The 21,156-nt window shown below is 70.3% G+C and carries 21 protein-coding genes and 2 tRNA genes; 11 read left to right on the forward strand and 12 right to left on the reverse strand.

The features are described 5' to 3' along the window. The first annotated feature begins 75 nt into the window (after positions 1 to 75). Positions 76 to 1,767, forward strand: coding sequence for a tetratricopeptide repeat protein (locus QSJ33_RS09335; RefSeq protein WP_285724899.1), 1,692 nt, complete (start codon positions 76 to 78; stop codon positions 1,765 to 1,767). 9 nt (positions 1,768 to 1,776) lie between these two features. On the opposite strand, the gene QSJ33_RS09340 is transcribed toward QSJ33_RS09335, so the two are convergent. Continuing rightward, complete coding sequence (locus QSJ33_RS09340) at positions 1,777 to 2,832, reverse strand: tetratricopeptide repeat protein (protein ID WP_285724901.1); 1,056 nt, start codon at positions 2,830 to 2,832, stop codon at positions 1,777 to 1,779. Between the two features lie 80 nt (positions 2,833 to 2,912). On the opposite strand from QSJ33_RS09340, the gene QSJ33_RS09345 reads away from it, so the two are divergent. Beyond that, a complete protein-coding gene (locus tag QSJ33_RS09345; protein WP_285724903.1) occupies positions 2,913 to 3,833 on the forward strand; it encodes a formyltransferase family protein in 921 nt (306 codons plus the stop codon). 53 nt (positions 3,834 to 3,886) lie between these two features. Here QSJ33_RS09345 and QSJ33_RS09350 read toward each other — a convergent pair whose 3' ends face one another. Beyond that, a complete protein-coding gene (locus tag QSJ33_RS09350) occupies positions 3,887 to 4,720 on the reverse strand; it encodes a DsbA family protein (protein ID WP_285724905.1) in 834 nt (277 codons plus the stop codon). A 107-nt stretch (positions 4,721 to 4,827) separates the two neighbouring features. Then, positions 4,828 to 5,757, reverse strand: coding sequence for a hypothetical protein (locus tag QSJ33_RS09355; RefSeq protein ID WP_285724907.1), 930 nt, complete (start codon positions 5,755 to 5,757; stop codon positions 4,828 to 4,830). Between the two features lie 351 nt (positions 5,758 to 6,108). On the opposite strand from QSJ33_RS09355, the gene QSJ33_RS09360 reads away from it, so the two are divergent. Next, positions 6,109 to 6,468 carry a PepSY domain-containing protein gene (locus tag QSJ33_RS09360; protein ID WP_285724909.1) on the forward strand — a complete coding sequence of 120 codons (360 nt, stop codon included), beginning with the start codon at positions 6,109 to 6,111 and terminating at the stop codon, positions 6,466 to 6,468. A gap of 114 nt (positions 6,469 to 6,582) precedes the next feature. Beyond that, positions 6,583 to 7,626, forward strand: a complete 1,044-nt coding sequence (locus QSJ33_RS09365) for an SPFH domain-containing protein (RefSeq protein ID WP_285724912.1) — start codon at positions 6,583 to 6,585, stop codon at positions 7,624 to 7,626. A gap of 85 nt (positions 7,627 to 7,711) precedes the next feature. Here the strand turns inward: QSJ33_RS09365 and QSJ33_RS09370 are convergent, their stop codons facing one another. The 4 genes from QSJ33_RS09370 to QSJ33_RS09385 are packed head-to-tail and all read right to left on the reverse strand — an operon-like array spanning position 7,712 to position 9,951. After that, positions 7,712 to 8,644: a cation diffusion facilitator family transporter gene (locus tag QSJ33_RS09370; protein ID WP_285724914.1), complete on the reverse strand. Its 933-nt coding sequence runs from the start codon at positions 8,642 to 8,644 to the stop codon at positions 7,712 to 7,714. Continuing rightward, complete coding sequence (locus tag QSJ33_RS09375) at positions 8,644 to 9,429, reverse strand: enoyl-CoA hydratase-related protein (protein ID WP_285724916.1); 786 nt, start codon at positions 9,427 to 9,429, stop codon at positions 8,644 to 8,646. Before QSJ33_RS09375 ends, QSJ33_RS09370 begins: the two co-directional genes overlap by 1 nt. Before the next feature lie 15 nt (positions 9,430 to 9,444). Next, positions 9,445 to 9,657, reverse strand: coding sequence for an acyl-CoA carboxylase biotin carboxyl carrier protein subunit (locus QSJ33_RS09380; protein ID WP_285724918.1), 213 nt, complete (start codon positions 9,655 to 9,657; stop codon positions 9,445 to 9,447). Positions 9,658 to 9,714: 57 nt separating this feature from the next. Beyond that, positions 9,715 to 9,951 (reverse strand): acyl-CoA carboxylase biotin carboxyl carrier protein subunit, encoded by a 237-nt coding sequence (locus QSJ33_RS09385; protein WP_285724920.1) that lies wholly within the window; start codon positions 9,949 to 9,951, stop codon positions 9,715 to 9,717. Positions 9,952 to 10,079: 128 nt separating this feature from the next. On the opposite strand from QSJ33_RS09385, the gene ychF reads away from it, so the two are divergent. After that, positions 10,080 to 11,180, forward strand: a complete 1,101-nt coding sequence (gene ychF / locus QSJ33_RS09390) for a redox-regulated ATPase YchF (protein WP_285724922.1) — start codon at positions 10,080 to 10,082, stop codon at positions 11,178 to 11,180. 63 nt (positions 11,181 to 11,243) lie between these two features. Continuing rightward, positions 11,244 to 12,497 (forward strand): PilZ domain-containing protein, encoded by a 1,254-nt coding sequence (locus QSJ33_RS09395; protein ID WP_285724924.1) that lies wholly within the window; start codon positions 11,244 to 11,246, stop codon positions 12,495 to 12,497. 1 nt (position 12,498) lies between these two features. Here the strand turns inward: QSJ33_RS09395 and QSJ33_RS09400 are convergent, their stop codons facing one another. Genes QSJ33_RS09400 through QSJ33_RS09420 form a run of 5 tightly spaced genes read right to left on the reverse strand, consistent with a single transcriptional unit; the run spans position 12,499 to position 17,964 of the window. Beyond that, positions 12,499 to 14,655 carry a protein kinase domain-containing protein gene (locus QSJ33_RS09400; RefSeq protein ID WP_285724926.1) on the reverse strand — a complete coding sequence of 719 codons (2,157 nt, stop codon included), beginning with the start codon at positions 14,653 to 14,655 and terminating at the stop codon, positions 12,499 to 12,501. 38 nt (positions 14,656 to 14,693) lie between these two features. Beyond that, positions 14,694 to 15,533: a zinc metalloprotease HtpX gene (gene htpX / locus QSJ33_RS09405; protein WP_285724928.1), complete on the reverse strand. Its 840-nt coding sequence runs from the start codon at positions 15,531 to 15,533 to the stop codon at positions 14,694 to 14,696. 45 nt (positions 15,534 to 15,578) lie between these two features. Beyond that, on the reverse strand, positions 15,579 to 17,147 hold the full coding sequence (locus QSJ33_RS09410; protein WP_285724930.1) for a PP2C family protein-serine/threonine phosphatase: 1,569 nt from the start codon (positions 17,145 to 17,147) through the stop codon (positions 15,579 to 15,581). A gap of 18 nt (positions 17,148 to 17,165) precedes the next feature. Continuing rightward, positions 17,166 to 17,591 carry an ATP-binding protein gene (locus QSJ33_RS09415; RefSeq protein WP_285724932.1) on the reverse strand — a complete coding sequence of 142 codons (426 nt, stop codon included), beginning with the start codon at positions 17,589 to 17,591 and terminating at the stop codon, positions 17,166 to 17,168. A 13-nt stretch (positions 17,592 to 17,604) separates the two neighbouring features. Further along, a complete protein-coding gene (locus QSJ33_RS09420; RefSeq protein WP_285724934.1) occupies positions 17,605 to 17,964 on the reverse strand; it encodes an STAS domain-containing protein in 360 nt (119 codons plus the stop codon). Positions 17,965 to 18,079: 115 nt separating this feature from the next. Here QSJ33_RS09420 and QSJ33_RS09425 point away from each other — a divergent pair, with 115 nt between their 5' ends. The 5 genes from QSJ33_RS09425 to QSJ33_RS09445 all read left to right on the forward strand — a co-directional run bounded on the left by QSJ33_RS09425 (position 18,080) and on the right by QSJ33_RS09445 (position 21,022). Beyond that, entirely contained in the window at positions 18,080 to 19,111 is a 1,032-nt protein-coding gene (locus tag QSJ33_RS09425) for a hypothetical protein (protein ID WP_285724936.1), read from the forward strand. 79 nt (positions 19,112 to 19,190) lie between these two features. Continuing rightward, positions 19,191 to 19,484, forward strand: coding sequence for an FYDLN acid domain-containing protein (locus QSJ33_RS09430; protein ID WP_285724938.1), 294 nt, complete (start codon positions 19,191 to 19,193; stop codon positions 19,482 to 19,484). A gap of 166 nt (positions 19,485 to 19,650) precedes the next feature. Beyond that, positions 19,651 to 20,583, forward strand: a complete 933-nt coding sequence (locus tag QSJ33_RS09435) for an adenosine deaminase family protein (protein ID WP_285724939.1) — start codon at positions 19,651 to 19,653, stop codon at positions 20,581 to 20,583. A gap of 254 nt (positions 20,584 to 20,837) precedes the next feature. Further along, a tRNA-Arg gene (locus tag QSJ33_RS09440) sits at positions 20,838 to 20,914 on the forward strand. Between the two features lie 23 nt (positions 20,915 to 20,937). Then, positions 20,938 to 21,022 (forward strand) — tRNA-Leu (locus tag QSJ33_RS09445). Positions 21,023 to 21,156: the final 134 nt, after the last annotated feature.

The following is a 21,156-nucleotide window of genomic DNA, read 5'->3' on the forward strand; positions in this document are numbered from 1 at the left end:
CCCGGCCCCTCCCCGGCCCCGGCCCAGGCTGGGGCCGCTCCATGTACCGGGGCCCAGGGGCTGCATACTGGTGCCATGTGGACGCGTCTCCGAACGGCCTACCGCCCCCTGGCCGCCCTGCTTCTCGTCGCCCTCCTGGCCGCGTGGCTGCTGGTGGGCCCGATCCCAGCCCCGCGGACCGGGTTCCTGGCCACCCTGTTGGCCGGTGTCCTCCTCGGCACGGGGCTCCGCGCCTGGCTGACGGGACTCCAGGGCCGGCGCTGCCTCCTCCACGCGGAGGCGGCCTGGGCTGCGGGGAGCCCATCCGACGCGGTGCTCCAGGCCCTGCCCCGCCGCATCCGGGTCGCCGGGGAGCTCGGCTACCGCATCGAACTGCTCCGGGGGGCCGTCCATCTCACCCAGGGGGACCGGGACCGGGCCTGGATGGACCACCTCGAGGCCCAGCTGGCACGGCTACCCCTCTGGCGCCGCCTCCTGGTGGCCCCCTACTTCCGGCAAATCCCCGAGCGGCCCTCCGATCGACGGCTGGCCTGGGGGGATCGCCTCATCAAGCTGGCCCCGGCCATGCCCCGCCTGCGGCACCTCCAGGGCATCCTCCTGCTGCGGCGGGCCACGGACGCCTTCCTCCCCCGGGCCTGGGAACGGTTCGCGGAGGCCCTCCCCCTGGCCGCAGAGGATCCCATGATCCTGGAGGACCTCATGCTGGCGGGGCTCCACCATGGCCAGGAGGAACTCGCCATGCGCGCCTTGCGGCAGCTCCTGGACCGGCATGGCGACCCGCGCCTCGCCTGGGACCGCGCCGCACCCGCCCTGCACCTCCTGCGGAACGAGCGCTGGGGTGAGGCCCTGGCCCTGGTGGCGGGCCTTCCGCCCGAATTCCGGGGACACCCCATCCACTGGCTGGCGGAGAGCGTGTCCCGGCGGCGCCTGGGCGACCTCGAGGGGGCCTGGCGATCCGTGGAGGCTGGCGTCGCCCGCCTCCCGGAGGCCTTCCGGCTCTGGATGGAGCGGTACCAGGTCGCCCTCGAGCGGCGGGCGGAGGACGAGGCCCTGCACAGCCTTGAACGGGCCTGGGACCTGATCCCGGGGACCGATGAGGGGCAGGCCATGCGGGACGAATGGCATCTGCGGAGATCCGAGTTCGCCTTCTGGTGGGAGGACGATCCCGGGTTCGCCTGGGAATTGCTGGCCAAGGTGCCCCCGGAGCGGCAGGGGGACCACCATCCCCCGTTGCCCCTGCAGCTCCGCGTGGCCCTGGGCGAGTACGAAGCGGCCTACCGCGAGGTCACCACGCGGCTCGAGGCCCACCCCGGGGATCTGGACCTGCTCATGCTCCAGGCGGACTGCCTGGCGGGACTGGAGGCCTGGGAGGCCCTGCCGCCCTTCCTCGATGGTTTGGGAGAGTCCGCCCGCACCCGCCCGGCCTTCTGGCACCTGCGCGGTCTCGCCCTGGCCAACCTGGGGGACCCGCTGCCCGCCCGCCTGGACCTGGAGCGCGCGGCCCGGATGGACCCCCTCCACCTTCGGTACCTCCTGGATGCGGGTCATGCCTGTGCGGAACTGGGCGAGTGGGAGCGGGCGGAGGGCCACTGGCGCCAGGCCCTCCAGGTGGACAGCCAGTGCGAGGAGGCCCTCATCCAGCTGGCAGAGGCCCGACGCGAACTCCAGGACCCCGAGGGTTCCCGGCGCTACCTGCGTGAGTGCCTCCTGCACCACCCCGAAAGCCAGGACGCCCAGGCCCGCCTCGCGGAACTCGAAGCCCATTGAGGGTTCACGCTAGTCCTGCTTGCCCTTCAGCAGGGAGATCTTGGTGTCGAAGCGGGTCTGCTCCTCGGGACCGGCCCAGCGCTTGGCGTTCTCCAGGGCCTTGATGGCGTTCTTCGTCTTGCCCTCGGCGAGGAAGATGCGAGCCTGGATCAGGTGGAAGTCCGGCTCCTGCGGCAGCAGGCGGATGGCCATCTTGATGCGCTTGGAGGCTTCGCCCCAGTCGCTGTTCGACAGGGCCTCCTCGGCGAGGAAGGCGTTGAAGTACGGATCGTGCTTCCGGACCTCCAGTCCCCGTTCCCGGTAGGCCTGGGCCTCCTCGATCCGGCCCTCCGCCCGCAGCAGGGTCTCCATGTTCCCGCAGGCGCTGCCGTCCTGGGGATCCACGGCCAGGGCCTTCCGGAAGGAGGTCTCGGCGTCCTGATTCAAACCCTGCTCCCGCTGGACCACCCCGAGGATGTTCCAGCCCACGCCCGAGGTGGGATCCACCTCGATGGAGAGCCGAGCCTCGGCCATGGCCTCGTCGGGGCGCAGCCCCTCCAGGAGCTCCACTGCCCGGTTGCTGTGGAAGAGGGCCAGCACCCGCTTGGGATCGAGGATGGCGACCATCTGGGAGCCCCGGCGCATCTCCGGCAGGAAATCCGCGATGAGTTCCTGGCCGATGTTGCCGGAGGGCACCACCGCCACGACGTGCCGCTCGTAGCGGATGGTGCTGCCCACCCGCCGCCAGCGGCTGATGCGGAGGGACTCGCCGAACCGGGCCTCCAGGTTGATCGTCTTGCAGGCGGCGATGTAGAGGGCCGTGAGGGAGAGGCAGTTGGCCTTGCGGTCCCGCCAGGCCTCCTTCACGGTGCGGGTGTACTCGTCGTCGTACACCATGCCCAGGCCGCCCTCCTCGACCGGGGCGAAGAAGGCCTTCAGCAGCGCCGCGGTCTTGGCCGGGGTGCTGACCTGGTTGAGCGTGTGCTTCCGCGCGAAGACCTGCAGGTCCGGGGGCGGGGCGAAGGGATCCTCGCCCGCTGCGAGGCTGGTGATGCCGATCAGGAAGGCCAGGAGGATTCGGCGCACAGCGGGCTCCGCACACAACATAGGTCTACGGACAGGGACTTCAACCGGTTATGAGATGCTGGGACATGAATGGAGGCAGCATGCCATCTCCCACCGCCGTCGTGTGCGCCTATTCGAGCGTGGGGACCGCGGCCCTCGAGGGGCTGATCGGGGCGGGGGTGAAGGTCCTCGCCCTCTACACCTACGCCCAGGGTCCCGACGAACAGTGGTTCACCCCGCCCGAGATCCTCGCCCGGGCCCAGGGCATCCCGGTCCACATGGCCCCCGCCTTCAATGAGGAGGGCGTATACGAGGCCATCCGGGCCCTGGCACCCGACTTCCTCTTCAGCTTCTACTTCCGGGAGATGATCCAGGCCCGGTTCCTGGATCTGCCCCGGCTCGGTGCCTACAACCTCCATGGCAGCCTGCTGCCGAAGTACCGGGGCCGCGCCCCCCTCAACTGGGTGCTGGTGAAGGGCGAGGCGGAAACGGGAGTCACCCTCCACGCCATGACGCCCAAACCCGATGACGGCGACATCGTGGCCCAGGCCCGGCTGCCCATCGACTGGGACGAGACGGCCCTCAGCCTCACCCGCAAGGCCGCCGAGGCCGGCCGCGCCCTGGTCCGCGAGACCGTGCCGGCGCTTGTGGATGGCACCGTCCGCCGCATCAACCAGAAGACGCTCGGCCCCTCGACCTACTTCGGCGGCCGGAAGCCCGCGGATTCCCGGCTGGACTTCGCCATGACCGTCCAGGAGGCCTTCAACCAGGTCCGCGCCGTGGCCGATCCTTGGCCCAACGCCTTCCTGCAGACCGATCAGGGCGCCGTGAAGGTGGCCTGGGCCCTGCCGGCGGCGGCCGCCTGCCCTCCCGGCCACTTCCGGCTGGCCCCCGAAGGGGTGGTGCTGGGCTTCGCCGATGGCGCCCTGGCCCTCCGGGCCCTCCGCCTGGGGGACGAGCGGCTGGAACGTCCCACGGAGCAGGCCCGGGCCCTCCTGGACCTGGGTGTGCCCGAGGCCTGAGTCGGCCTCACCCGGCACGTCCCCCGGCGGGGTTCCCGGGCCCGATCCTCCGGTCAGTCGCAAGTGGACCCGGATCCCGCCTTGGCAGGCATCGCCTTCGCCTGGGCGGGTGAGGCCCCGAGGAGGCCGTCCAGCAGTTCCCGGAAGCCTTCGTAGGTCGGGGCCCCCACCAGCACCTTGGCCGCGGTGAGGACCTGGCCGTCCGGGCTCAGGGTCCCCACCACGAAGGCCGGGGTCCCCATGATGCCGAGGCGCTCGGCACTTCGTGCGCTGAGGCGGATGCCATCGGCGTACCTGCCCGAGGCGACGCAGGCCTGGAGGGCGCCCGCATTCAGGTCCAGGTCGTGGGACAGCTGCGCCATCCCGGCCGCATCCAGGCCGCGCTGGTCGGCGAAGAGCCGGTCGTGGACCTCCCAGAACTTCCCCTGCTCGGCGGCGCAGCGGGCGATGCGGGCCTTGAATGGCGCATCGGGATGGACCGGCAGGGGCAGGTCCCGGAAGAAGTACTTCACCTTCCCGGTCTGGACGTAGTCCGCATCGAGCTTCGGGTAGATCTGGGTGGCGTAGCGCGCGCAGAAGGAACAGTCGAAGTCCGAATACTCCAGGATCGCCACCCGGGCGCCGGCGGCGCCGCGGAAAGGCTCCCCGTGCACATTGATGGACTGGAGGGCCGCGGGCGTGGGCCCCGCGGCCGGCGGGGGAGCCGCCGCACGCTCCCGGAGGAGGGCCTTGATCTCCGCCAGCTCCGCCAGGATCCGCTGCTGGTCCGCCTTCAGGGTCTCGACCTCCTGCCGGAGCGTGGGCCGCGCCTGCTGGGCCCGGGCGGGCGCCGCCAGGGCGAGGCCCAGGATCAGGGCGGAACAGGGGGCGGGGAGGCGCAGCAGCATCGGGGTTCCTGTGGAAAGGGTCGCCGGGGTCGGATGGATGGAGAGGGCCACCGTCGGGTGGGAGTCCCGACGGTGGCCTCGGGTCGCTGGGGTCGCCCAGCGGCAGGTTACTTCACCAGGGAGCAGAACTGGCCGTTGGAACGGATGGTCACGTTCCGCTGGATGAGGAAGTCCCGGGTGCCCAGCTTCATGTTCGCGTAGGCGCCGTTGCTGACCTGGTAGGTGGTGCCGAAGGTCCAGGCGCAGAGGTCGCCGTTCTCGTAGCCGCGGCGGTTGTACCAGGCGCTGCCGTCGGCATCCGTGGTCGCCTCCTCCAGCTCGTGGGCCAGGACGGAGACCATGCCGTCCACGCCCGCGTTGCCGTTGGGGCCGGTGCTCTGGGCCGCGCAGGAGGTGAGGCAGCGGGCAGCGTTCCCGATGAAGGCGTACCGGATGTCGAGCCCGTTGATGGTGCCGTGGGTGTGCCAGCCGCAGTACTGGCTGCAGAACCCGGAGGACTCCGCCACGTCGGAGGAGGTCAGCACGAAGTAGATGCCGTTCGTGTCGGAGGGAAGGGCCTTGCTGTTGATGGCGTCCGTGACGATGGACTGGATGTTGGCATCCGTCAGGCTCGCGCCGTAGGGATAGGCCACGGTGGTGGCGCCCCCGTAGGTCACGTTCCCGGAGATGCTGTTGGAGGAACCGACGTAGGTCGTGTTGATCTGGAAGTAGGGCGAGCCGCCGACGGCGTTGAAGAAATCGGTGACGATCTGCTGCCCGGAGGCCGTATCGGTGCCGTTGCCCTGGGCCCAGTTGCCGTACCAGATGATGTAGGCGGTGGGCGTGCTGAACACGGGGCCGCCGTGGTACTTCAGCGGGGCCGTCAGGGCGCTGGTGGAGCCGGCCGTGGGGGCCGCGCCGAAGGCGACGTGGGGGCCACTGAGGTTCGGATTCACCCGGTGGTGGATGATCTCGGACGGGCCGCGATCCTGCGCCTGGAGGGCGCCGAAGGCGAGGGTCAGGGCCACGGTGAACCGGAGCCTGGCTGCGGGGGTCATGAAGCCTCCTGTGGGAGTGGGGTTGAGGGGAAGCGGGGCCCCTCCAGCCAGGTCCGCGGAAGGATGGCCGCAGGCCTGCACCGGACGGGGTGGACGGAGGCAGGCGTGGTGGGAAGCCCGGAAACCTGGGTCCCGCCCGATCCTGCTGGTTGTCGAAAGACTTGGAATGGATAGGACGATATTGATTCTTAGTTGCTGTGTCTACACAATTTTTATATGCTTTAATATCAATATTAATATTTATTGAATGGGTGCCTGTCCGAAGCGCCTTCCCGCCTCCCCGGAGGGAGCCCCTGGTGGGCCGCACCGTCCGCGGGCTAGAATTCCGACCACAACCCCATGGAGCAGCCCATGAAGATCCGGCCCTTGGCTTCGGCCCTGGCATTCGCAGTCCTGCCCGTGCTCGTCCTCTCCGCCGGGACGGCCAAATCCCGGAAACACGCGTCCGGCCTCGTCCGGACGGCCAAGGAGGCCAAGGCCATCGCCGAGCAGGACACCGGCGGGAAGGCCGTGAGTGCCCGGCGCATCCCGCTGAACGGGGCCTCGGGCGGCTGGGAGGTGGAGGTCCGCATGCCCCACGAGGACCGCGGCTGGCGCTGCGTCATCGACAGTGACACGCGCACCGTCCACACCAAGACCCACATCGAGAACCCCGGGGGGAAGCCGACGGAGAAGGAGCCATCCGTCCGGATGGTCAGGGGCAGCCGCTGACCGCTCCCCGGCCCCCAGCCTCCGTTCGCCGGTTTTTCCCACTCTGGGCCCGGCGAACCTTGACAGGCCTCCCTAGAATCTAGGGTGCGGCTGGTGCCGCAAGGAGACACCCACATGGGTCTGATGGACTGGGGCAAGGCCCAATTCATTGAAATCATCGAGTGGCTGGACGACTCGAACGACACGCTCGCCTGGCGCTTCCCGGTGCGGGACCAGGAGATCAAGAACGGCGCGAAGCTGGTGGTCCGCGAGAGCCAGGAGGCCGTCTTTGTCAACGAAGGCCAGCTGGCCGACGTCTTCAAGCCCGGCACCCACACGCTGACCACCCAGAATCTGCCCATCCTGGCGGATCTGAAGGGCTGGAAGTACGGCTTCGAGAGCCCCTTCAAGGCCGAGACCTACTTCACCTCCACCCGGCTCTACAACGACCTCAAGTGGGGCACCTCGAACCCGATCATGATGCGCGACGCCGACTTCGGCATGCTGCGCATCCGGGCCTTCGGCATCTACTCCATCCGGGTCGCGGACAGCGGCACCTTCCTCAAGCAGCTGGTGGGCACCAACGGCGTCTACACGGTGGAGGACATCTCCGAGCAGCTGCGCAAGACGATCATGAGCCGCTTCACGGACACCCTGGGCGAGGCGAAGATCCCCGCCCTGGACCTGGCCGCGAAGTACGACGAGCTCTCCGACCTGGTGAAGCAGAAGCTCCAGGACGAGTTCAAGACCATGGGCCTGGAGCTGTCCAAGTTCTTCGTGGAGAACATCAGCCTCCCCGAGGAGGTCGAGGCCATGATGGACAAGCGCACCAGCGTGGGCATGATGGCCCCCGTCCTGGGCGCCTACACCCAGATGCAGGTGGCCGACAGCATCCCCCTCGCCGCCCAGAACCCCGGTGGCGTCGCTGGCATGGGCATGGGCGTGGGCCTCGGCTTCGGCATGGGCAACATGATGGGCCAGCAGATGGGCGCGGCCGCCGGCCAGATGGCCCAGGCCCCCTTCCCCGCCGGCGCTGTCCCGACCTCCGCCGCCCCGGCCAAATCCCTGAAGGACGAGCTGACGGAGCTGAAGGAGCTGTTTGACGGCCAGCTCATCACCCAGGCCGAATACGACACCCAGCGCGCCGCCATCATGAAGAAGCACGGCATGGGGGCCTGAGGCGCTTCCATCATTCCGTTCTTCCCATCTGCGAAATCAAGGGCGGCCCGGGCCGCCCTTGATTTCGCAGCATGTGAAAAACCACTCAATGATGATGGTCCTGCTCCGCATCATGCTGGTGGATGAACCGGTGGTGGTGGCGGTCGGCCATCTCGCGGGTCTCGAAGTGCACCGTCAGGTGGCGGACGCCGAACCGGTCCGCCATCAGATGCTCGATCGCGTGAAGGAAGCCTTCCGTCTCGTCGAGCCGCTGGGCCTCCACGATGACGTGGGCGGTGCAGACGGTGAGGTGGCTGCACACGCGCCAGGACCGGAGGTCCTCCACCCCCTGGATGCCGGGGAGCCCGAGCAGCTCGGTGCGCGCCTGCTCCTGGTCGAAGGCCGCCCGGTGCATGAGGATGCCCACGGCGTCCTGCAGCAGCCTCGCCGCGCCCCACAGGATCAGGGCCGCGATGGCGGCAGCCAGCAGGGGATCCACCCAGCGCCAGCCCGTGAAGCGGATGACCACCATCGACCCCATCACCGCCACATTGGCGAGGCTGTCGCCCAGGGCATGGAGGTAGGCGCTGCGCAGGTTCAGGTCCCGTTCCTGACGGGTTCCCGTGGAGGGCACCAGGATCCAGGTCGCCAGCAGGTTCAGGACCAGCCCCGCCCCCGAGAATCCGATGGCCCAGCCCAGGCGGATGGGATGGGGATGCTCCAGGCGGTCCCAGGCTTCGAAGAGCACCGCCCCGGCCAGCACCACCAGCAGGATCACCCCCATGAGGGTGTTGAAGATCTCGAGCCGATGCCAGCCGTAGGTCCAGCGGTCGTCCGGCTCCTTGCGGTTGGCCACCCGGATGCTGCCCATGGCCAGGAGGTTGACCACCGTGTCGTTGAGGTTCTCCAGGCTGTCGGAGACCAGGCCCAGGGAGCCCGTCCAGAGGCCGCCAAGGCCCTGCACCAGGAAGTTCACGCCGAAGACCAGGGAGCTGAGGGCCAGCCGCCCAGTGGTGGTGGGGCCGTGGGAATGGCTCATCACTCGCCCTTGTACTGGGGCCGGCGCTTCTCCCTGAAAGCGGCGAGCCCCTCCAGGCGGTCCTTCGTGGGGATCACCTGGGCATAGCAGGCCTGCTCGAAGGCCAGGCCCGAATCCCGGTCCAGCTCAAGGCCGCGGTTCACCGCCAGCTTCGCCATGCGCAGGGCCACGGGACCATTGGGAAGGATCTCCCGGGCCAGGGCGAGGGCCCCATCGAGGGCGCCGCCCGCGGGCACCACCCGGTCCACGAGGCCCAGGCGGCCAGCCTCCGAAGCGTCGATGCGGCGGGCCGTGAAGATCAGCTCCTTCGCCCGGGAGGCCCCGATGAGCCTCGGCAGCCGTTGGGTGCCCCCGGCGCCGGGGATGATGGCCAGCGAGGTCTCCACCAGGCCCATCTTCGCGTCATCGCCAGCGACCCGCAGATCCGCCGCCAGGGCCAGTTCAAGGCCTCCCCCGAAGGCCGCGCCCTCCAGCGCGGCGATCACGGGCACCGGCAGGTCCTCCAGCTCCGTGAAACCGGCCCGGAGGCCATGGACGAAGGCCGCCACCTCGGCCGGGGCCATGGCGGCCCGCTCCTTCAGGTCCGCCCCGGCGCAGAAGACGCCGGGCACGAGGCTGTGCAGGACCACCACCCGGGTGGTGGGATCGAAGCGCAGCGCGGCGAGGGCCTGCCGGAACGCCTCCATGAGCTGCCGGCCCAGGGCGTTCTTCGCCTCAGGCCGGTCGAGCCCCAGCAGGACGATGCCCTCGTCCTCCCCAGTCAGCCGTTCGAGACGGATCTCCATGTCGGACCGGCCGGGTCAGCCGAGCTCGACGATGGGATCCCCTTCGTTCAGGAACTGGTCGGCGGTCACGAAGACCTTCTTGACCGTCCCCTCCTCGGGGCTGCCCACGGGAATCTGCATCTTCATGCTCTCGATGATGACCAGGTCCTGGTCCTCGCTGACGGAGTCGCCCTCCCCCACGCACAACTCCAGCACCTTCCCCGCCATCTCGGCTCGAACCACGGCCATCGTCCACCCCATCGAATGCGATGGCCCCAGTCTATCCAGGGAAACGGGAGGATGTGGCTACTCGTCCTTGTCGGAATCGCCGATGACCACCAGGTCGTCGTCCTCGTAGGCGAAGTCGCCCTCTTCGATGAGGATCTCGCGGACCTTCCCGCCCTCCGGGGCATTGATGTAGAAGGACGTGCGGGAGGCATCGGTGCCCTCCAGGATCATGAGGGGCTCGTCCTCCTCCACCTCCTGGCCGGGGCGGACGAGGACGTCCACCACGTAGCCCGGCCATTCCGCCCGCACGATCATGCATCCTCCCCACGCGAACCCGCGATCTGGCCGGGAGAGTATGCCGGGGAAGGAGCCGGCGCAAGTCCCGGAAGCTCTTCTTTCCGTCACATCTGCCCTCTGGGATACTGGAGGGCTTGGAGGATCGCATGGCCGTCGCCTGTGGCATCGTGGGGCTTCCCAACGTCGGGAAGTCCACCCTTTTCAACGCCCTCACCCGTGCGGGCGCGGCTTCGGCCAACTATCCCTTCTGCACCATCGAGCCCAATACCGGCGTGGTGGATGTGCCGGATGCCCGGCTGGAGGCCCTGGCGGAGATCGTGAAGCCCCAGCGGGTGCTGCCGGCAGCCCAGGAGTTCGTGGACATCGCAGGCCTGGTGCGGGGCGCGAGCAAGGGCGAGGGCCTGGGGAACGCCTTCCTGGGCCACATCCGGGAGACCGACGCCATCGTCCAGGTCGTCCGCTGCTTCGAGGATGGCAACGTCACCCACGTGGAAGGCGGCGTGGATCCCGAGCGCGACCTGGGCATCATCGAGACCGAACTGGTGCTGAAGGACCTGGAGGCGGTGGAGAAGGGCCTGGACCGCCACCGCAAGGCCGCCAAGACCGGCAACAAGGAATCCCAGGCCCTGGTCGCGATCCTGGAGCGGGTCTACGCCCTTCTGGACCAGGGCCGCTGGGCCAGTGCCGCGGGCCTCTCGGCCGAGGAGCGGGCCCTCATCAAGTCCTACGGGCTGCTCACCCTCAAACCCACCCTTTTCGTCGGCAACATCGGGGAGGAGGACATCCGCGACCCCCAGGCCAATCCGCACTACCGTAAGCTCCTGGACCTGGCCGCGGCCCGCCACGCGCCCTGCATCCCCATCTGCTCGAAGCTGGAGGCGGAGATCCAGGACCTGCCGGCGGAGGATCGGCCGCTCTTCCTGGAGGAGGCCGGGCTGGCGGAGCCGGGACTGAACGTCCTCATCCGCACCAGCTTCGACCTGCTCGGGCTCCAGACCTACTTCACCGCCGGGGTGAAGGAGGTGCGCGCCTGGACCATCCACAAGGGCGACAGCGCGCCCCAGGCGGCTGGCGTCATCCACACCGACTTCGAGAAGGGCTTCATCCGGGCCCAGGTCATCGCCTATGGCGACTTCATCCAGTACCGGGGCGAGCAGGGGGCCAAGGACGCCGGGAAGATGCGGACGGAAGGGAAGGAATACATCGTCCAGGACGGCGATGTCATGCATTTCCTCTTCAACGTCTGAAGGGCCATGAATTCAATCCCAGGTGGCCTCCACCCGATGGGAGGATAGGTACGTCGAGGTGCGATGAACCAGGTGCGGACATCCGGAGGCGGCGGGCAGGGGGTTCCTGTGGAGAACCCCCTGCGCATCCGCCACCACCTGGAGGAACTGCGGGCCGCCGAGGCGGAGTTCCCGATCAAGGTGGAGGGCACGCACACCCTGCCCTACACCGCCCGGGTGGCGGAGCTCGAGAAGGACTCGATGCACCTGAAGCTCATCCGGCCGCTCCCCCACGAGCTGGCCCCGGGTGCCCCCTTCGAGATGCTCTTCGCCACCGCCGAGCAGCGGTTCAAGGGCCTGCTCACCTTCCAGGGGCGGCAGGGCTACCTCCTCTACCGCTTCACGATCCCCAACCGCCTGGTGCCCTCGGACCAGCGGCAGCACAAGCGCTACGCCTTCCGCCCCCGGGAGAAGGCCTACGTCATGGCCCAGGACGGCGGGGTGCCCGGCTTCGGCCTGGCAGGACCCCTGGTGAACCTCTCCCTCGGCGGGCTGGCCTTCCGCGTGGACCGCGTGGTGCGCCTCGACGACCACATGCGCCTGACGCCGGGCCTCGGCTTCTTCGAGAAGGGCAAGACCCTGCCCATGCTCAAGGTCCGTGATCTGCCGAAGCTCCCGCTCTTCGAGGCCCGGGGCATGATCGCCAACGCCTGCGAGCGGGAGGGCGAGATCATCGTCGGGGTGCAGTTCGGCGAGCTCCGGCCCGCGGAACTGGCCGAGCTCCAGGAGGTCCTGGACTTCCGGGAGAGGATGCAGCGGGCCTCCTCGTCCCCCAGCCCGGCCTCCGCCCCCCGCGAGGGACGTCCGGCCCCGGCCCAGGCGGAGGCATCCCCCTCCCCGTCCCCACGGACGAACCCCGCGGGGACCGAAACGCCCGCGGCCCTGAAGCTGCTGGGACGCCGGACGGCGGGCCTGGTGCTCGCCATGCCCCCGGGTCCCCTCCGGGACGGGGTCCTGGCCGCCCTCGCCCAGGGGGGCTACCTCCGGGTGGAGACGGTGGATGCCCTGCACCAGGCGCTCGCCCTCCTCCGGGCGGACAAGGGCGCCTCCAACCGGGTGCTGCTCGCCCTCGACCCCACGCGCGACGGGGACCTCGCGGAGATCCAGGCCCTCCAGCGGGACCAGGGGGAGCTCCGGGAACTGCCGGTGGCCCTCCTGGGAGCCGGCGCGATGCCCAGCCCCGGCGACGGCCTCATCCGTCCCCTGCCCCTGCCCGGCGACTCCATCGAGGCATGGCTCGACGCCCTGGACGAGATCGCGGGACTGGCGGCCTCCTGACTCAGCGCGAGCCCAGGGGCGCCATCTTCACGGGAGTCCCCGAGGCGTCCAGGCGCTGGAACCCGTCTTCGATGCGGTTGGCGCCCCGCAGCACGGGGTCCGAGGCCTCCCGCGCCAGGAGGATGCCCCCGCGGGCGTTGCGGTGGACCACGCATTCCTCCAGGGTGACCTGCGAGTCCTCCAGCAGGAGCAGGCCGGTGTCCCGTCCCTCCTTCAGGGTGCATCGGGCCAGGAGCAGGCTGCCCCCAGGCTCCACCTGGACCCCCACCCCCGCATTCCCCGCGATCTCGCAGCCGTCCAGCACGCCCTGGCCCCCCTCGGCGCAATCCACGCCCAGGGCCCGCCCCTCGGAGAAGGCGCTGTTCCGGGCCTGGACCGTGGCGCCGTGGTGGATCAGCAGACCCGCGCCGCCGTTGGCCTGGACCGTGCAGCCGTCCAGGGTCGCCAGGCCACGGTCCAGGACCGAGAGGCCGAACCCGGCGTTCTCCCGCACCCGGCAGGCCCGCAGGAGCACGTTCGCCCCCGCCAGCACGTGGACGCCCGCGCAGGCATGGCCCGCGATCTCGCAGTCCTCCAGGACCGCGTGGCTCCGTTCGAGGGCCAGGAGCCCTGCATAACGGCTCCCCGCCAGGACGCAGCGGGCCAGTTGGACCCGGCCCTCCGGCGCCACCTCCACCGCCCCGGCCAAGGCCCCGCGGATCGTGCAGCCCTCCAGGGCCACCTGGGCCCGGGCCTCGACACGGACCCCGACCCCGTTCCCACCCCCGAGGACCACCCCCTGGAGCGTCGCCTGCCCCCCCGGAAGCACCAGGACGCCGGACTGGCCGGCACCGGTCACCTGGCCCCCCTGGATGCGGAGCTGGGCGTCCTCGCCCACCCGGACCCCGACCCCGCCGGTTTCCATCCGGCAATCCTGGAACTGCACGGAGGCACCGCTCCGGAGGTCCACGCAGCTCTCCGCCCCCTCGAGCACGCAGCCCTCCACCTGCGCGGAACCGCCGGCGCTCAGGAAGGCGGTCTCCCCGGCCGGGGCCCGCAGGGTGAAGCCCTTCAGGGCCACCCCCAGGGCCTGGAGCGTGAGGGCCGGTCCGCCGACGCCCTCCAGCACCACCTGGGCCGGGTCGCCCTGGGCCTGGATGCTCACGTCCTTGTCCACGACCACGGATTCCCGGTAGTGGCCGGGCAGGAGGATGATCTGCGAACCGACCCGGGCATTGCGGAGGGCCACCTTGAGGCTCAGGGCCTGGCCGCCCCGTCCCACCCGGATGGGCTGCGTCCCTCCCTCGGGCCGGACGACCAGGGCCGCCGGCGCCGCGGGGGCCTCCGGCACCGGCGCCGTCATGGCCAGGCCTCCCCGGATGGCCGCCGCCAGGGCCAGCCCGTCCGGGTAGCGCGCGGCGGGGTTCTTGGAGAGGGCCTTCTCCAGCACGGCAACCATGCGCCCCGGCACCTCGGAGAGGTCCTGGGGGCGGAGCGGTTCTGGCGCGTGGAGGAGGATGCGGTTGAGCACGGCCGTGGCCGTGTCGCCCTGGAAGGGCTTGCGCCCGCCGGTGAGCACCTCGTAGAGGATCACCCCCACGGCGAAGAGGTCGGAGCTGGCCGTGGCCTTGCCGGTGTCGAGGTACTCGGGGGCCATGTAGTTCACCGTCCCCATCCAGGTGCCGGTCTGGGTGAGGGAGGACAGGCCCATCTGGGCCACCCCGAAATCCATGAGCTTGGCGTGGGGCCGGCCGCCGTGGCGCGCCACCAGCACGTTGGAGGGCTTGATGTCCCGATGGATCACGCCCCGGGAGTGGGCGTAGGCCAGTCCTTCGCAGACCTGGGCCAGCACCTCCAGGAGCTCGGCCTTGGGGACCTTCCCCTCGCGGATGAGGGCCTCGAATTCCTCCCCCTCGACCAGCTCCATGACGAGGTAGTGGACCCCCTCGTCCTCGCCGAACTCGTAGACGGTGACCACGTGGGGATGATTGAGGGCCGCGGCAGCCTGGGCCTCCCGCTCGAACCGCGCCTGGGCCTCCTCGCCGAAGGCCGATCCCGAGTGAACCACCTTGAGGGCCACGTCCCGCCCCAGGCGGACATCCCGGCCCAGGTACACCTCACCCATGGCCCCCTTGCCCAGGAGCCGCACGATCTCGAACTTCCCCAGCCGTTCCCGCATGGACCCCTGTATCGGCAGCCGCTGCCGCCAGGTTCAATCTAGCGGGCCTCGACGGGCATGCGGCGCAGCCGTTCCACCCGGGCCGCCATGGGGGGGTGGGTGGAGAAGAGGGACATCAGGCCGCCCGCGCTCAGGGGGTTCACGATCATCATGTGGGCCGTGGCCGGCTGGGCCGCCTGCATGGGCACCTGCTCGTTGGAGCTGTGGAGGCGCTCCAGGGCCGAAGCCAGCATGTCCGGGCGGCCCGTGAGGTGGGCACTGTAGTCGTCCGCCAGGTACTCCCGGGACCGGCTCAGGGCCATCTGGAGCAGGAGGGCCGCCAGGGGGCCGAGGATCATGATCGCGATGCCGGCGAGGGGGTTGGACCGGCCCTCCTCGTCCCGGGGGCTCACCCACATGGCCATGCGGGAGAGGAACATGATGGCTTGGGCCAGCACGGCCGCGAGGCTGCCGATGAGGATGTCCCGGTGCTTCACGTGGCCCAGCTCGTGGCCGATGACCGCCTCCAGCTCGGGACGGCTGAGGATGCGCATGATGCCCTCGGTGACGGCCACCACGGCGTGCTCGGGGTCCCGTCCCGTGGCGAAGGCGTTGGGCGTCTCGTCGGGGATGATGGCGATCCGGGGGGTGGGCAGCCCGGCGCGCTGGGCCAGGTTGGCCACGATGGCGTAGAGCTCCGGCGCCTCGGCCTGGGTCACCACCTTGGCCCCGTAGCTCGCCAGGACGATCTTGTCGGAGAAGAAGTAGCTGACGCCGTTCATCACCAGGCCGATGACGAGGGCGAGGACCATGCCCGACTGCCCGCCGTAGTAGCCGCCAACCCACACCAGGAGGCCCGTCATGGCCGCGATGAGGATGAAGGTCTTCATTTGGTTCATGGAGCGCTCCTCCAGTACCAGGATACGGGTGCGATCAAGGGTGGTTCAGGCGGTCCGCCGCACCACCACGAGGGTCACGTCATCCCGGAATTTCCCGTCCTCCAGGTGCCGGAACGCCTCCACGAGCAGCGCCTCCAGGAGCGACTCGGCCCCCGCACCCGGGCGATCCAGGACGACCTTGGCCAGGGGCCAGTCGCCCAGTTCCTCGCCGGCGGCGTTCTCCGCCTCCACCAGGCCGTCCGTGAAGGCCACCAGCACGTCTCCGGGCTCCATGCGGGCCCTCCCCTCCTCGAACTTCACGCCGGGGAGCAGGCCCACCATGGGACCCGTGGGGGCCAGGCGCACCACCTCGCCGGTGGCGCGCACCAGCAGGGGCGGGTTGTGCCCCCCGTTCACGTAGCGGCAGTCGCCGTTCTCGGGGTTCAGGCTGGCGGCGAAGAGGGTGGTGTAGCGGTTCCGGTCCCGCACGTCGTTCATGCGCCGGTTCAGGCGCTCCGCCAGGCGGCCCCAGTGCTTCACGCGCCGGTCGGCCATGGCGCGGAGGAAGGCCGAGAGCTGCACCATCATCATGGAGGCCGGCAGGCCCTTGCCTGAGATGTCCCCCACGGCCACGTGGAGCCGTTCGCCCAGCTGCTCGTCCCGGGCCATCCAGAGGTCGTAGAGGTCGCCGCCCACCGCCTGGTAGGGGAGGTTCGCGGCGGCGCAGTCCCAGCCGGGGGGCTCCGGAAGGCGCTTGGGCAGCACCTGACGCTGGATGTTGCGGGCCAGCTCCAGGTCCTTCTCCAGCCGCTCGGCCTGGAGCCGCGACTCCCTCAGCTCCAGGGCGGAGAGCTGGGTGGAGGTGAGGTTCAGGAGGGTGCGGAGGAAGACGAGATCCTCCTCGCCGAGCCGCCCGACCGCGGGCTCCGCGGCGTAGGCGAAGCCGTGGCTGTGGTTCTGGTCCAGCAGCTCGATGGCATGGACGAGGCCGCGGCCCTGCACCACCTCGCGGAGGCTATCGCCCTCCAGGACCGGCGGCAGTTCCCCCACGCCCTTGGCGTGGAGCACCTGGCCCTCCGCATCGACCACCAGCAGGCGCATGATGCGGAACTCGCCCATCAGCGTGTTGGCCATGAGGCGCACCAGGTCCCGGCGGGTCTCCACCTCGCCCAGGTTGCGCGTGAGCTCGAACACGGTGTTCAGGCGTGAGAGCTGGAGGGCCAGGGCCTGGTTCTGGGAGCTCCGCAGGGCCTCCAGCCGGCGCCAGGCCAGCAGCGGGGCAGAGATGGAAAGCAGCAGGGGGACGGCATCCGGGAGGTCCGGTGCCTTGAGGACCAGGTGGCCGAAGGTCTCGTCCCCGTACCCCCACGGCAGCACCCGCCAGCCCTCGCCCGGGTGCGTGGGGAAGGCCGGGGCCGCGCCGCGGAGGAACAGCCACTTCCCCCCGTCCCAGATCCCGCCCTGGCGGGCCTTGGCGATGCCCATGGCCGTGATGCCCACCAGGTGGACCAGGTCCTCCTCGCTGCCCTGGTCCGGAAAGGTCTCCAGGAAGTCGATGAGGGGCAACAGTTCCTGGGCGCCTTCGGGGATCCGGAGGGCCAGTTCGCGCAGGCGGTCGAAGGGGGTGGTCTGCATGGCGCGGGGAGAGGCCCCTCAGCCGATCTTCTTGATCAGGCAGCACTCGTTCCGGCCGGAGCCCCCGTCCTCCTTGAAGCTGACTTCGTCCATGAAGCGGCTCATGAGCAGCAGGCCCAGACCGCCCTTCCGGGGGTGCTTGATGTATTCCTTGGGATCCGGCAGCACCACCTGGTCCTGGCGGATGCCCTGGCCCGTGTGGAGGATGTGGATCTCCAGGGCCACCTCGGTGAAGCGAACCTCCAGCTCGACGCTGTGCTCCCCCTCCCCGTGGTAGGCGTGGAGGATCACGTTGGTCACCGCCTCGTCCACGGCGATGCTCACCTTGGCGGCCGTGGCGTCGTCCATGCCGGCCACCAGGGCCGCCCGCTTGGCCAGACCGGTCACCAGGTTCAGGTAGCGGGTCTGGCTCGGGATCACGAGCCGGAACTGGGCGTGGTCCATCTTGGCTCCCACCTCAGCCCTTCCGCTCCGGAGCGGCCGCCGCCAGCGCCTCGCCCTGGTCGCCGAAGACCCGGTAGAGCTGGGTGAAGCCCAGGGTGTCGAAGATGGCGAACACGTTCTCCTGGAGGTTGGAGAGCAGGATGTCGCCGCCGTGCTCGCGCACTGTCTCGATGAGGCCCATGATGGCCCCCAGGCCCGCGGAGCTGATGTAGCTCAGATCCCGGCAGTTCAGCAGGATCGTGTAGCGGCCCCCCTTGACCAGGGCCTCCATCGCCTCTTCGAAGTCCCGGACCGTGTGCGCGTTGATGAAGCCGGCCGGCAGGAGCACCGCCACGCCGTCGACCTCCTGCACCTCGATGGAAAGATCCGCCATCCGCCAACTCCAAGGAACCTGGGCCATGCTAGCGTCCCATCCCCCGGATTGCCAGGGAGGGTACTTCCAGGGCGATGTCGGCTACCCTTGAGGGCGACTTCCCCCCGGATCCCCGATGAGCGACCGCCGCCCCGAGGCCCCACCCAGCCAGGACGCCCTCCGCGCCTCCCTGGAAGCCTGGCTCAACCAGCGCCACCAGGCGCTCCTCGAAGAGGTGATGGCGGCCTGGCAGGAGGGACTGACCCGCTTCCGGCCGGATCCCGAGCTCCTGGCCCGGCTCTCCGAGGCCGCACCGTCCACCCTGGTCCTGGGGAACGCGGAAGCCTCGGAAGGCCACCTGGCCACGGCCCTCGATCTCATCGAGGGCGCGCCCTCCCAGAGCGAGCTGCTGAAGCGCCTGCTGGACGGGCTCGCGCCGTTCGTGGAGCGGAGCGCGCTCTTCATCCTCAAGCAGGGGCTGGCCAGCCTCTACGCCCACCGGGGCTTCGACGGGGAAGCACCCCGGCGGCCCGGCGCCGTGGTCCCCCCGCCGGACCTGGAGGCCCTCATCCACGGCGGCGCCCGGGCCATCCGGCGGCCCGGCCCCGCCTACTCGGCCCTCCTGGCACCCCTCAGCTCCTTCGAGGCCCCGGACCTCGCCATCCTCCCCCTTCGCCACAAGCGGAAGGCGGTGGCCCTCCTCCTGGTGGACTGCGGAGCCCGGCAGAGGCTGGACCGTCCTGAACAGGTCCGTGCTTTGGTCCTGGCCGCCTCCGCCCTCCTGGCCGCCCTGGCCGCGGGCCGGGAGGAGGAACCGCAAGCCCTCCCGCCCGAACCCATGCCCAGCGCCCCCACCCAGGTGGTGCCCGAACCCATCGACCCCCCCCCGAGCCAGGACCTGGATCCCCGGACCCGGGCCGGCGCCGAGCGCCTCGCCCGGGTGCTCGTGGGGGACGTGGAGCTCTACTTCCCCGCCAAGGTGGCCCAGGCCCGCACCCAGGGCAACCTCTACGGGCTGCTCCGGGACGAGCTGGAACGCAGCCGGGCCACCTTCGTCGAGCGCTTCGGCGAGGATGTGGAGCTCAGGCATCGTATTTTCACCAACACCGTCATCCAGCAGCTCTGCGAGGGGGACCCCGCCAAGCTGGGAAGGGCCCCCTGGGCCTGACCCCGTGATCCTTCCTGGTGACAAGACGCCCCGGGTCTGGTAGAACCTTGTTCCTTTGAGTCTGGGCGAGGATAGGGCGATGGCGGATCTCGGCAAGAAGTACACATGCTTCCAGTGCGCGACGAAGTTCTACGACTTCGGCAAGCCGGAGGCACTCTGTCCAAAATGCGGGGCGAACCAGAAGAACGCCCCGGCCAAACCCAAGGTGCTGAAGAAGGAGAAGGTCGCCCACGTCATCGAGGACGACTTCACGCCGGAGCCCGAGGCCGAGAACCTCGAGGAGGCCTTCAGCGAGACCGGCGTGCCCATCGAGCGCGGCCGCGGCGAGGGCTTCGATCCCGGCGACCTCCGGATGGACGACTACGACGAGTAGGCGAACCCCGCCGGACCGCGGAGCAGGGTGCTGACCGCACCCTGCGGAGCGAGGGTCCGGCGCGGGTGAGCATCACGCCCGGGTGGGACGCACACACGCGCGTGGCCCAGGGTGCTGACCGCACCCTGCGGAGCGAGGGTCCGGCGCGGGTGGGCATAATGTCCACGTGAGCCACCCTGCCGATCCACCGCGCGTCGACCGCCACACCCACCTCGAGGGCGGCCTCGACGCGGCCTGGGTACGGGGCGAGGCGGAACGCCGCGGGCTGGCCCTGCCGGGGTCCCTGGAGGTTCTGTGGGGTGGCGGCCCGGTGCCCTTCGAGGGGTTCATCGCCGCCTTCCTCTTCGGCGCCGCGCTCCTCGACAGCCGCGAGGCCGTGCGCCAGGCCGCCCTCGCCGTGGCCCGGCGCACCCTGGCGGCCGGGGCCACCGGCGTGGACCTCTGGGTCTCCCCCCACTTCCTGGTGGTCCACAGGGCCCAGATCTCCCTTGGGGACTTCTGGCGGGGGCTGGACGAGGGCCTCGCCGAGGCGCGGACCCTCGGCCTCCGGACCTGCGTCGTGGTGGACGCCGTCAACCACTTCGGACCGAAGCACGGCCACGCGGTCCTGGACCTGGTGCTGCCCGAGCTGCCCCCCTTCGTGAAGGGCTTCTCCACGGGCGGCCTGGAAGGCTGCCCCTTCCGGGACTGGGCCCCCGTCTTCGACCGGGCGCGCGCCGCGGGATTGCGCCTCGCCGCCCACGCGGGCGAGAACGGGCCCGGCTCGAACGTGCGGGAGGCCGTCCTGGAAGCCGGAGTGGCGCGCATCGTCCACGGCATCCGGGCCGATGACGACACCCTGGCCCTCCTGGCGGAGCGCCGCATCCCCGTGGACGTCTGCCTCCGCTCCAATGCGGGCCTCGCCGCCGACGTCCGCCCCCATCCCCTGCCCCGCATGCTGCGGGCCGGGGTGCGCTGCGCCCTGGGCACGGACGACCCCGGGGTCCTCCCCTGCGACCTCGCCAGCGAACGGGAAAGCGCCCGATCCCTGGGACTGGATGAGGCCGACCTGGCCCGCCTGGACCGCCACGGCGCCGAGGATGCCTGGTGCCTGGCCTGAGGGGCCGGCAGCCGAGGGGGGCTTCCCGCCAACCCAGGGGTCGAAGCGCAGGAGGCTTCCAGCTAGCCCAGGGGGTTCCGGTGCGCGCCCGGCTCCGGCCTCCGCGAGCGAGGCGAGCGGGAGGATGCGCCCGAGGGCGCGTCCGATAGGCCACGGGCGAAGCTGGATGGAGCCCTCGGCATCCGGCGCTCTATCCAGCCAACCCAGGGGTCGAAGCCGGGGATGCTTCCAGCTAGACTAGGGGGTTCCGGTGCGCGCCCATAGCTCAGCTGGATAGAGCATCAGGCTTCGAACCTGAGGGTCGGGCGTTCGAGTCGCTCTGGGCGCACCATCGGCATGACAATTTGGCACCCTGCGAGCGTGGCGGAACTGGTAGACGCACTGGATTTAGGTTCCAGCGGTTCACACCATGTCGGTTCGAGTCCGACCGTTCGCACCATTCGCCAGGACTGGCGAATCGGACGGAATCGCCGCAGGCGATGGCCGCCCGAAGGGCGAGGGCACAGGACGTGCCCGAGCCACGAGGGGAGCCGCGAGAACCCCTGACCAGGAAACCCAGTCACCTCCCTCGAC

This window comes from Geothrix rubra (assembly GCF_030268065.1).
Taxonomy (GTDB): Bacteria; Acidobacteriota; Holophagae; order Holophagales; family Holophagaceae; genus Geothrix; species Geothrix rubra.

What these genes read in the sequence shown, in the direction of transcription:
- QSJ33_RS09350 (WP_285724905.1), bottom strand. Translation starts at nt 4,720, where the DNA reads ATGCTGCTGCGCCTCCCCGCCCCCTGTTCCGCCCTGATCCTGGGCCTC.
- QSJ33_RS09375 (WP_285724916.1), bottom strand. Translation starts at nt 9,429, where the DNA reads ATGGAGATCCGTCTCGAACGGCTGACTGGGGAGGACGAGGGCATCGTC.
- QSJ33_RS09380 (WP_285724918.1), bottom strand. Translation starts at nt 9,657, where the DNA reads ATGGCCGTGGTTCGAGCCGAGATGGCGGGGAAGGTGCTGGAGTTGTGC.
- QSJ33_RS09420 (WP_285724934.1), bottom strand. Translation starts at nt 17,964, where the DNA reads ATGGCGGATCTTTCCATCGAGGTGCAGGAGGTCGACGGCGTGGCGGTG.
- QSJ33_RS09365 (WP_285724912.1), top strand. Translation starts at nt 6,583, where the DNA reads ATGGGTCTGATGGACTGGGGCAAGGCCCAATTCATTGAAATCATCGAG.
- QSJ33_RS09395 (WP_285724924.1), top strand. Translation starts at nt 11,244, where the DNA reads ATGAACCAGGTGCGGACATCCGGAGGCGGCGGGCAGGGGGTTCCTGTG.
- ychF (WP_285724922.1), top strand. Translation starts at nt 10,080, where the DNA reads ATGGCCGTCGCCTGTGGCATCGTGGGGCTTCCCAACGTCGGGAAGTCC.
- QSJ33_RS09335 (WP_285724899.1), top strand. Translation starts at nt 76, where the DNA reads ATGTGGACGCGTCTCCGAACGGCCTACCGCCCCCTGGCCGCCCTGCTT.
- QSJ33_RS09400 (WP_285724926.1), bottom strand. Translation starts at nt 14,655, where the DNA reads ATGCGGGAACGGCTGGGGAAGTTCGAGATCGTGCGGCTCCTGGGCAAG.
- QSJ33_RS09430 (WP_285724938.1), top strand. Translation starts at nt 19,191, where the DNA reads ATGGCGGATCTCGGCAAGAAGTACACATGCTTCCAGTGCGCGACGAAG.
- QSJ33_RS09410 (WP_285724930.1), bottom strand. Translation starts at nt 17,147, where the DNA reads ATGCAGACCACCCCCTTCGACCGCCTGCGCGAACTGGCCCTCCGGATC.
- htpX (WP_285724928.1), bottom strand. Translation starts at nt 15,533, where the DNA reads ATGAACCAAATGAAGACCTTCATCCTCATCGCGGCCATGACGGGCCTC.
- QSJ33_RS09385 (WP_285724920.1), bottom strand. Translation starts at nt 9,951, where the DNA reads ATGATCGTGCGGGCGGAATGGCCGGGCTACGTGGTGGACGTCCTCGTC.
- QSJ33_RS09355 (WP_285724907.1), bottom strand. Translation starts at nt 5,757, where the DNA reads ATGACCCCCGCAGCCAGGCTCCGGTTCACCGTGGCCCTGACCCTCGCC.
- QSJ33_RS09415 (WP_285724932.1), bottom strand. Translation starts at nt 17,591, where the DNA reads ATGGACCACGCCCAGTTCCGGCTCGTGATCCCGAGCCAGACCCGCTAC.
- QSJ33_RS09370 (WP_285724914.1), bottom strand. Translation starts at nt 8,644, where the DNA reads ATGAGCCATTCCCACGGCCCCACCACCACTGGGCGGCTGGCCCTCAGC.
- QSJ33_RS09360 (WP_285724909.1), top strand. Translation starts at nt 6,109, where the DNA reads ATGAAGATCCGGCCCTTGGCTTCGGCCCTGGCATTCGCAGTCCTGCCC.
- QSJ33_RS09425 (WP_285724936.1), top strand. Translation starts at nt 18,080, where the DNA reads ATGAGCGACCGCCGCCCCGAGGCCCCACCCAGCCAGGACGCCCTCCGC.
- QSJ33_RS09345 (WP_285724903.1), top strand. Translation starts at nt 2,913, where the DNA reads ATGCCATCTCCCACCGCCGTCGTGTGCGCCTATTCGAGCGTGGGGACC.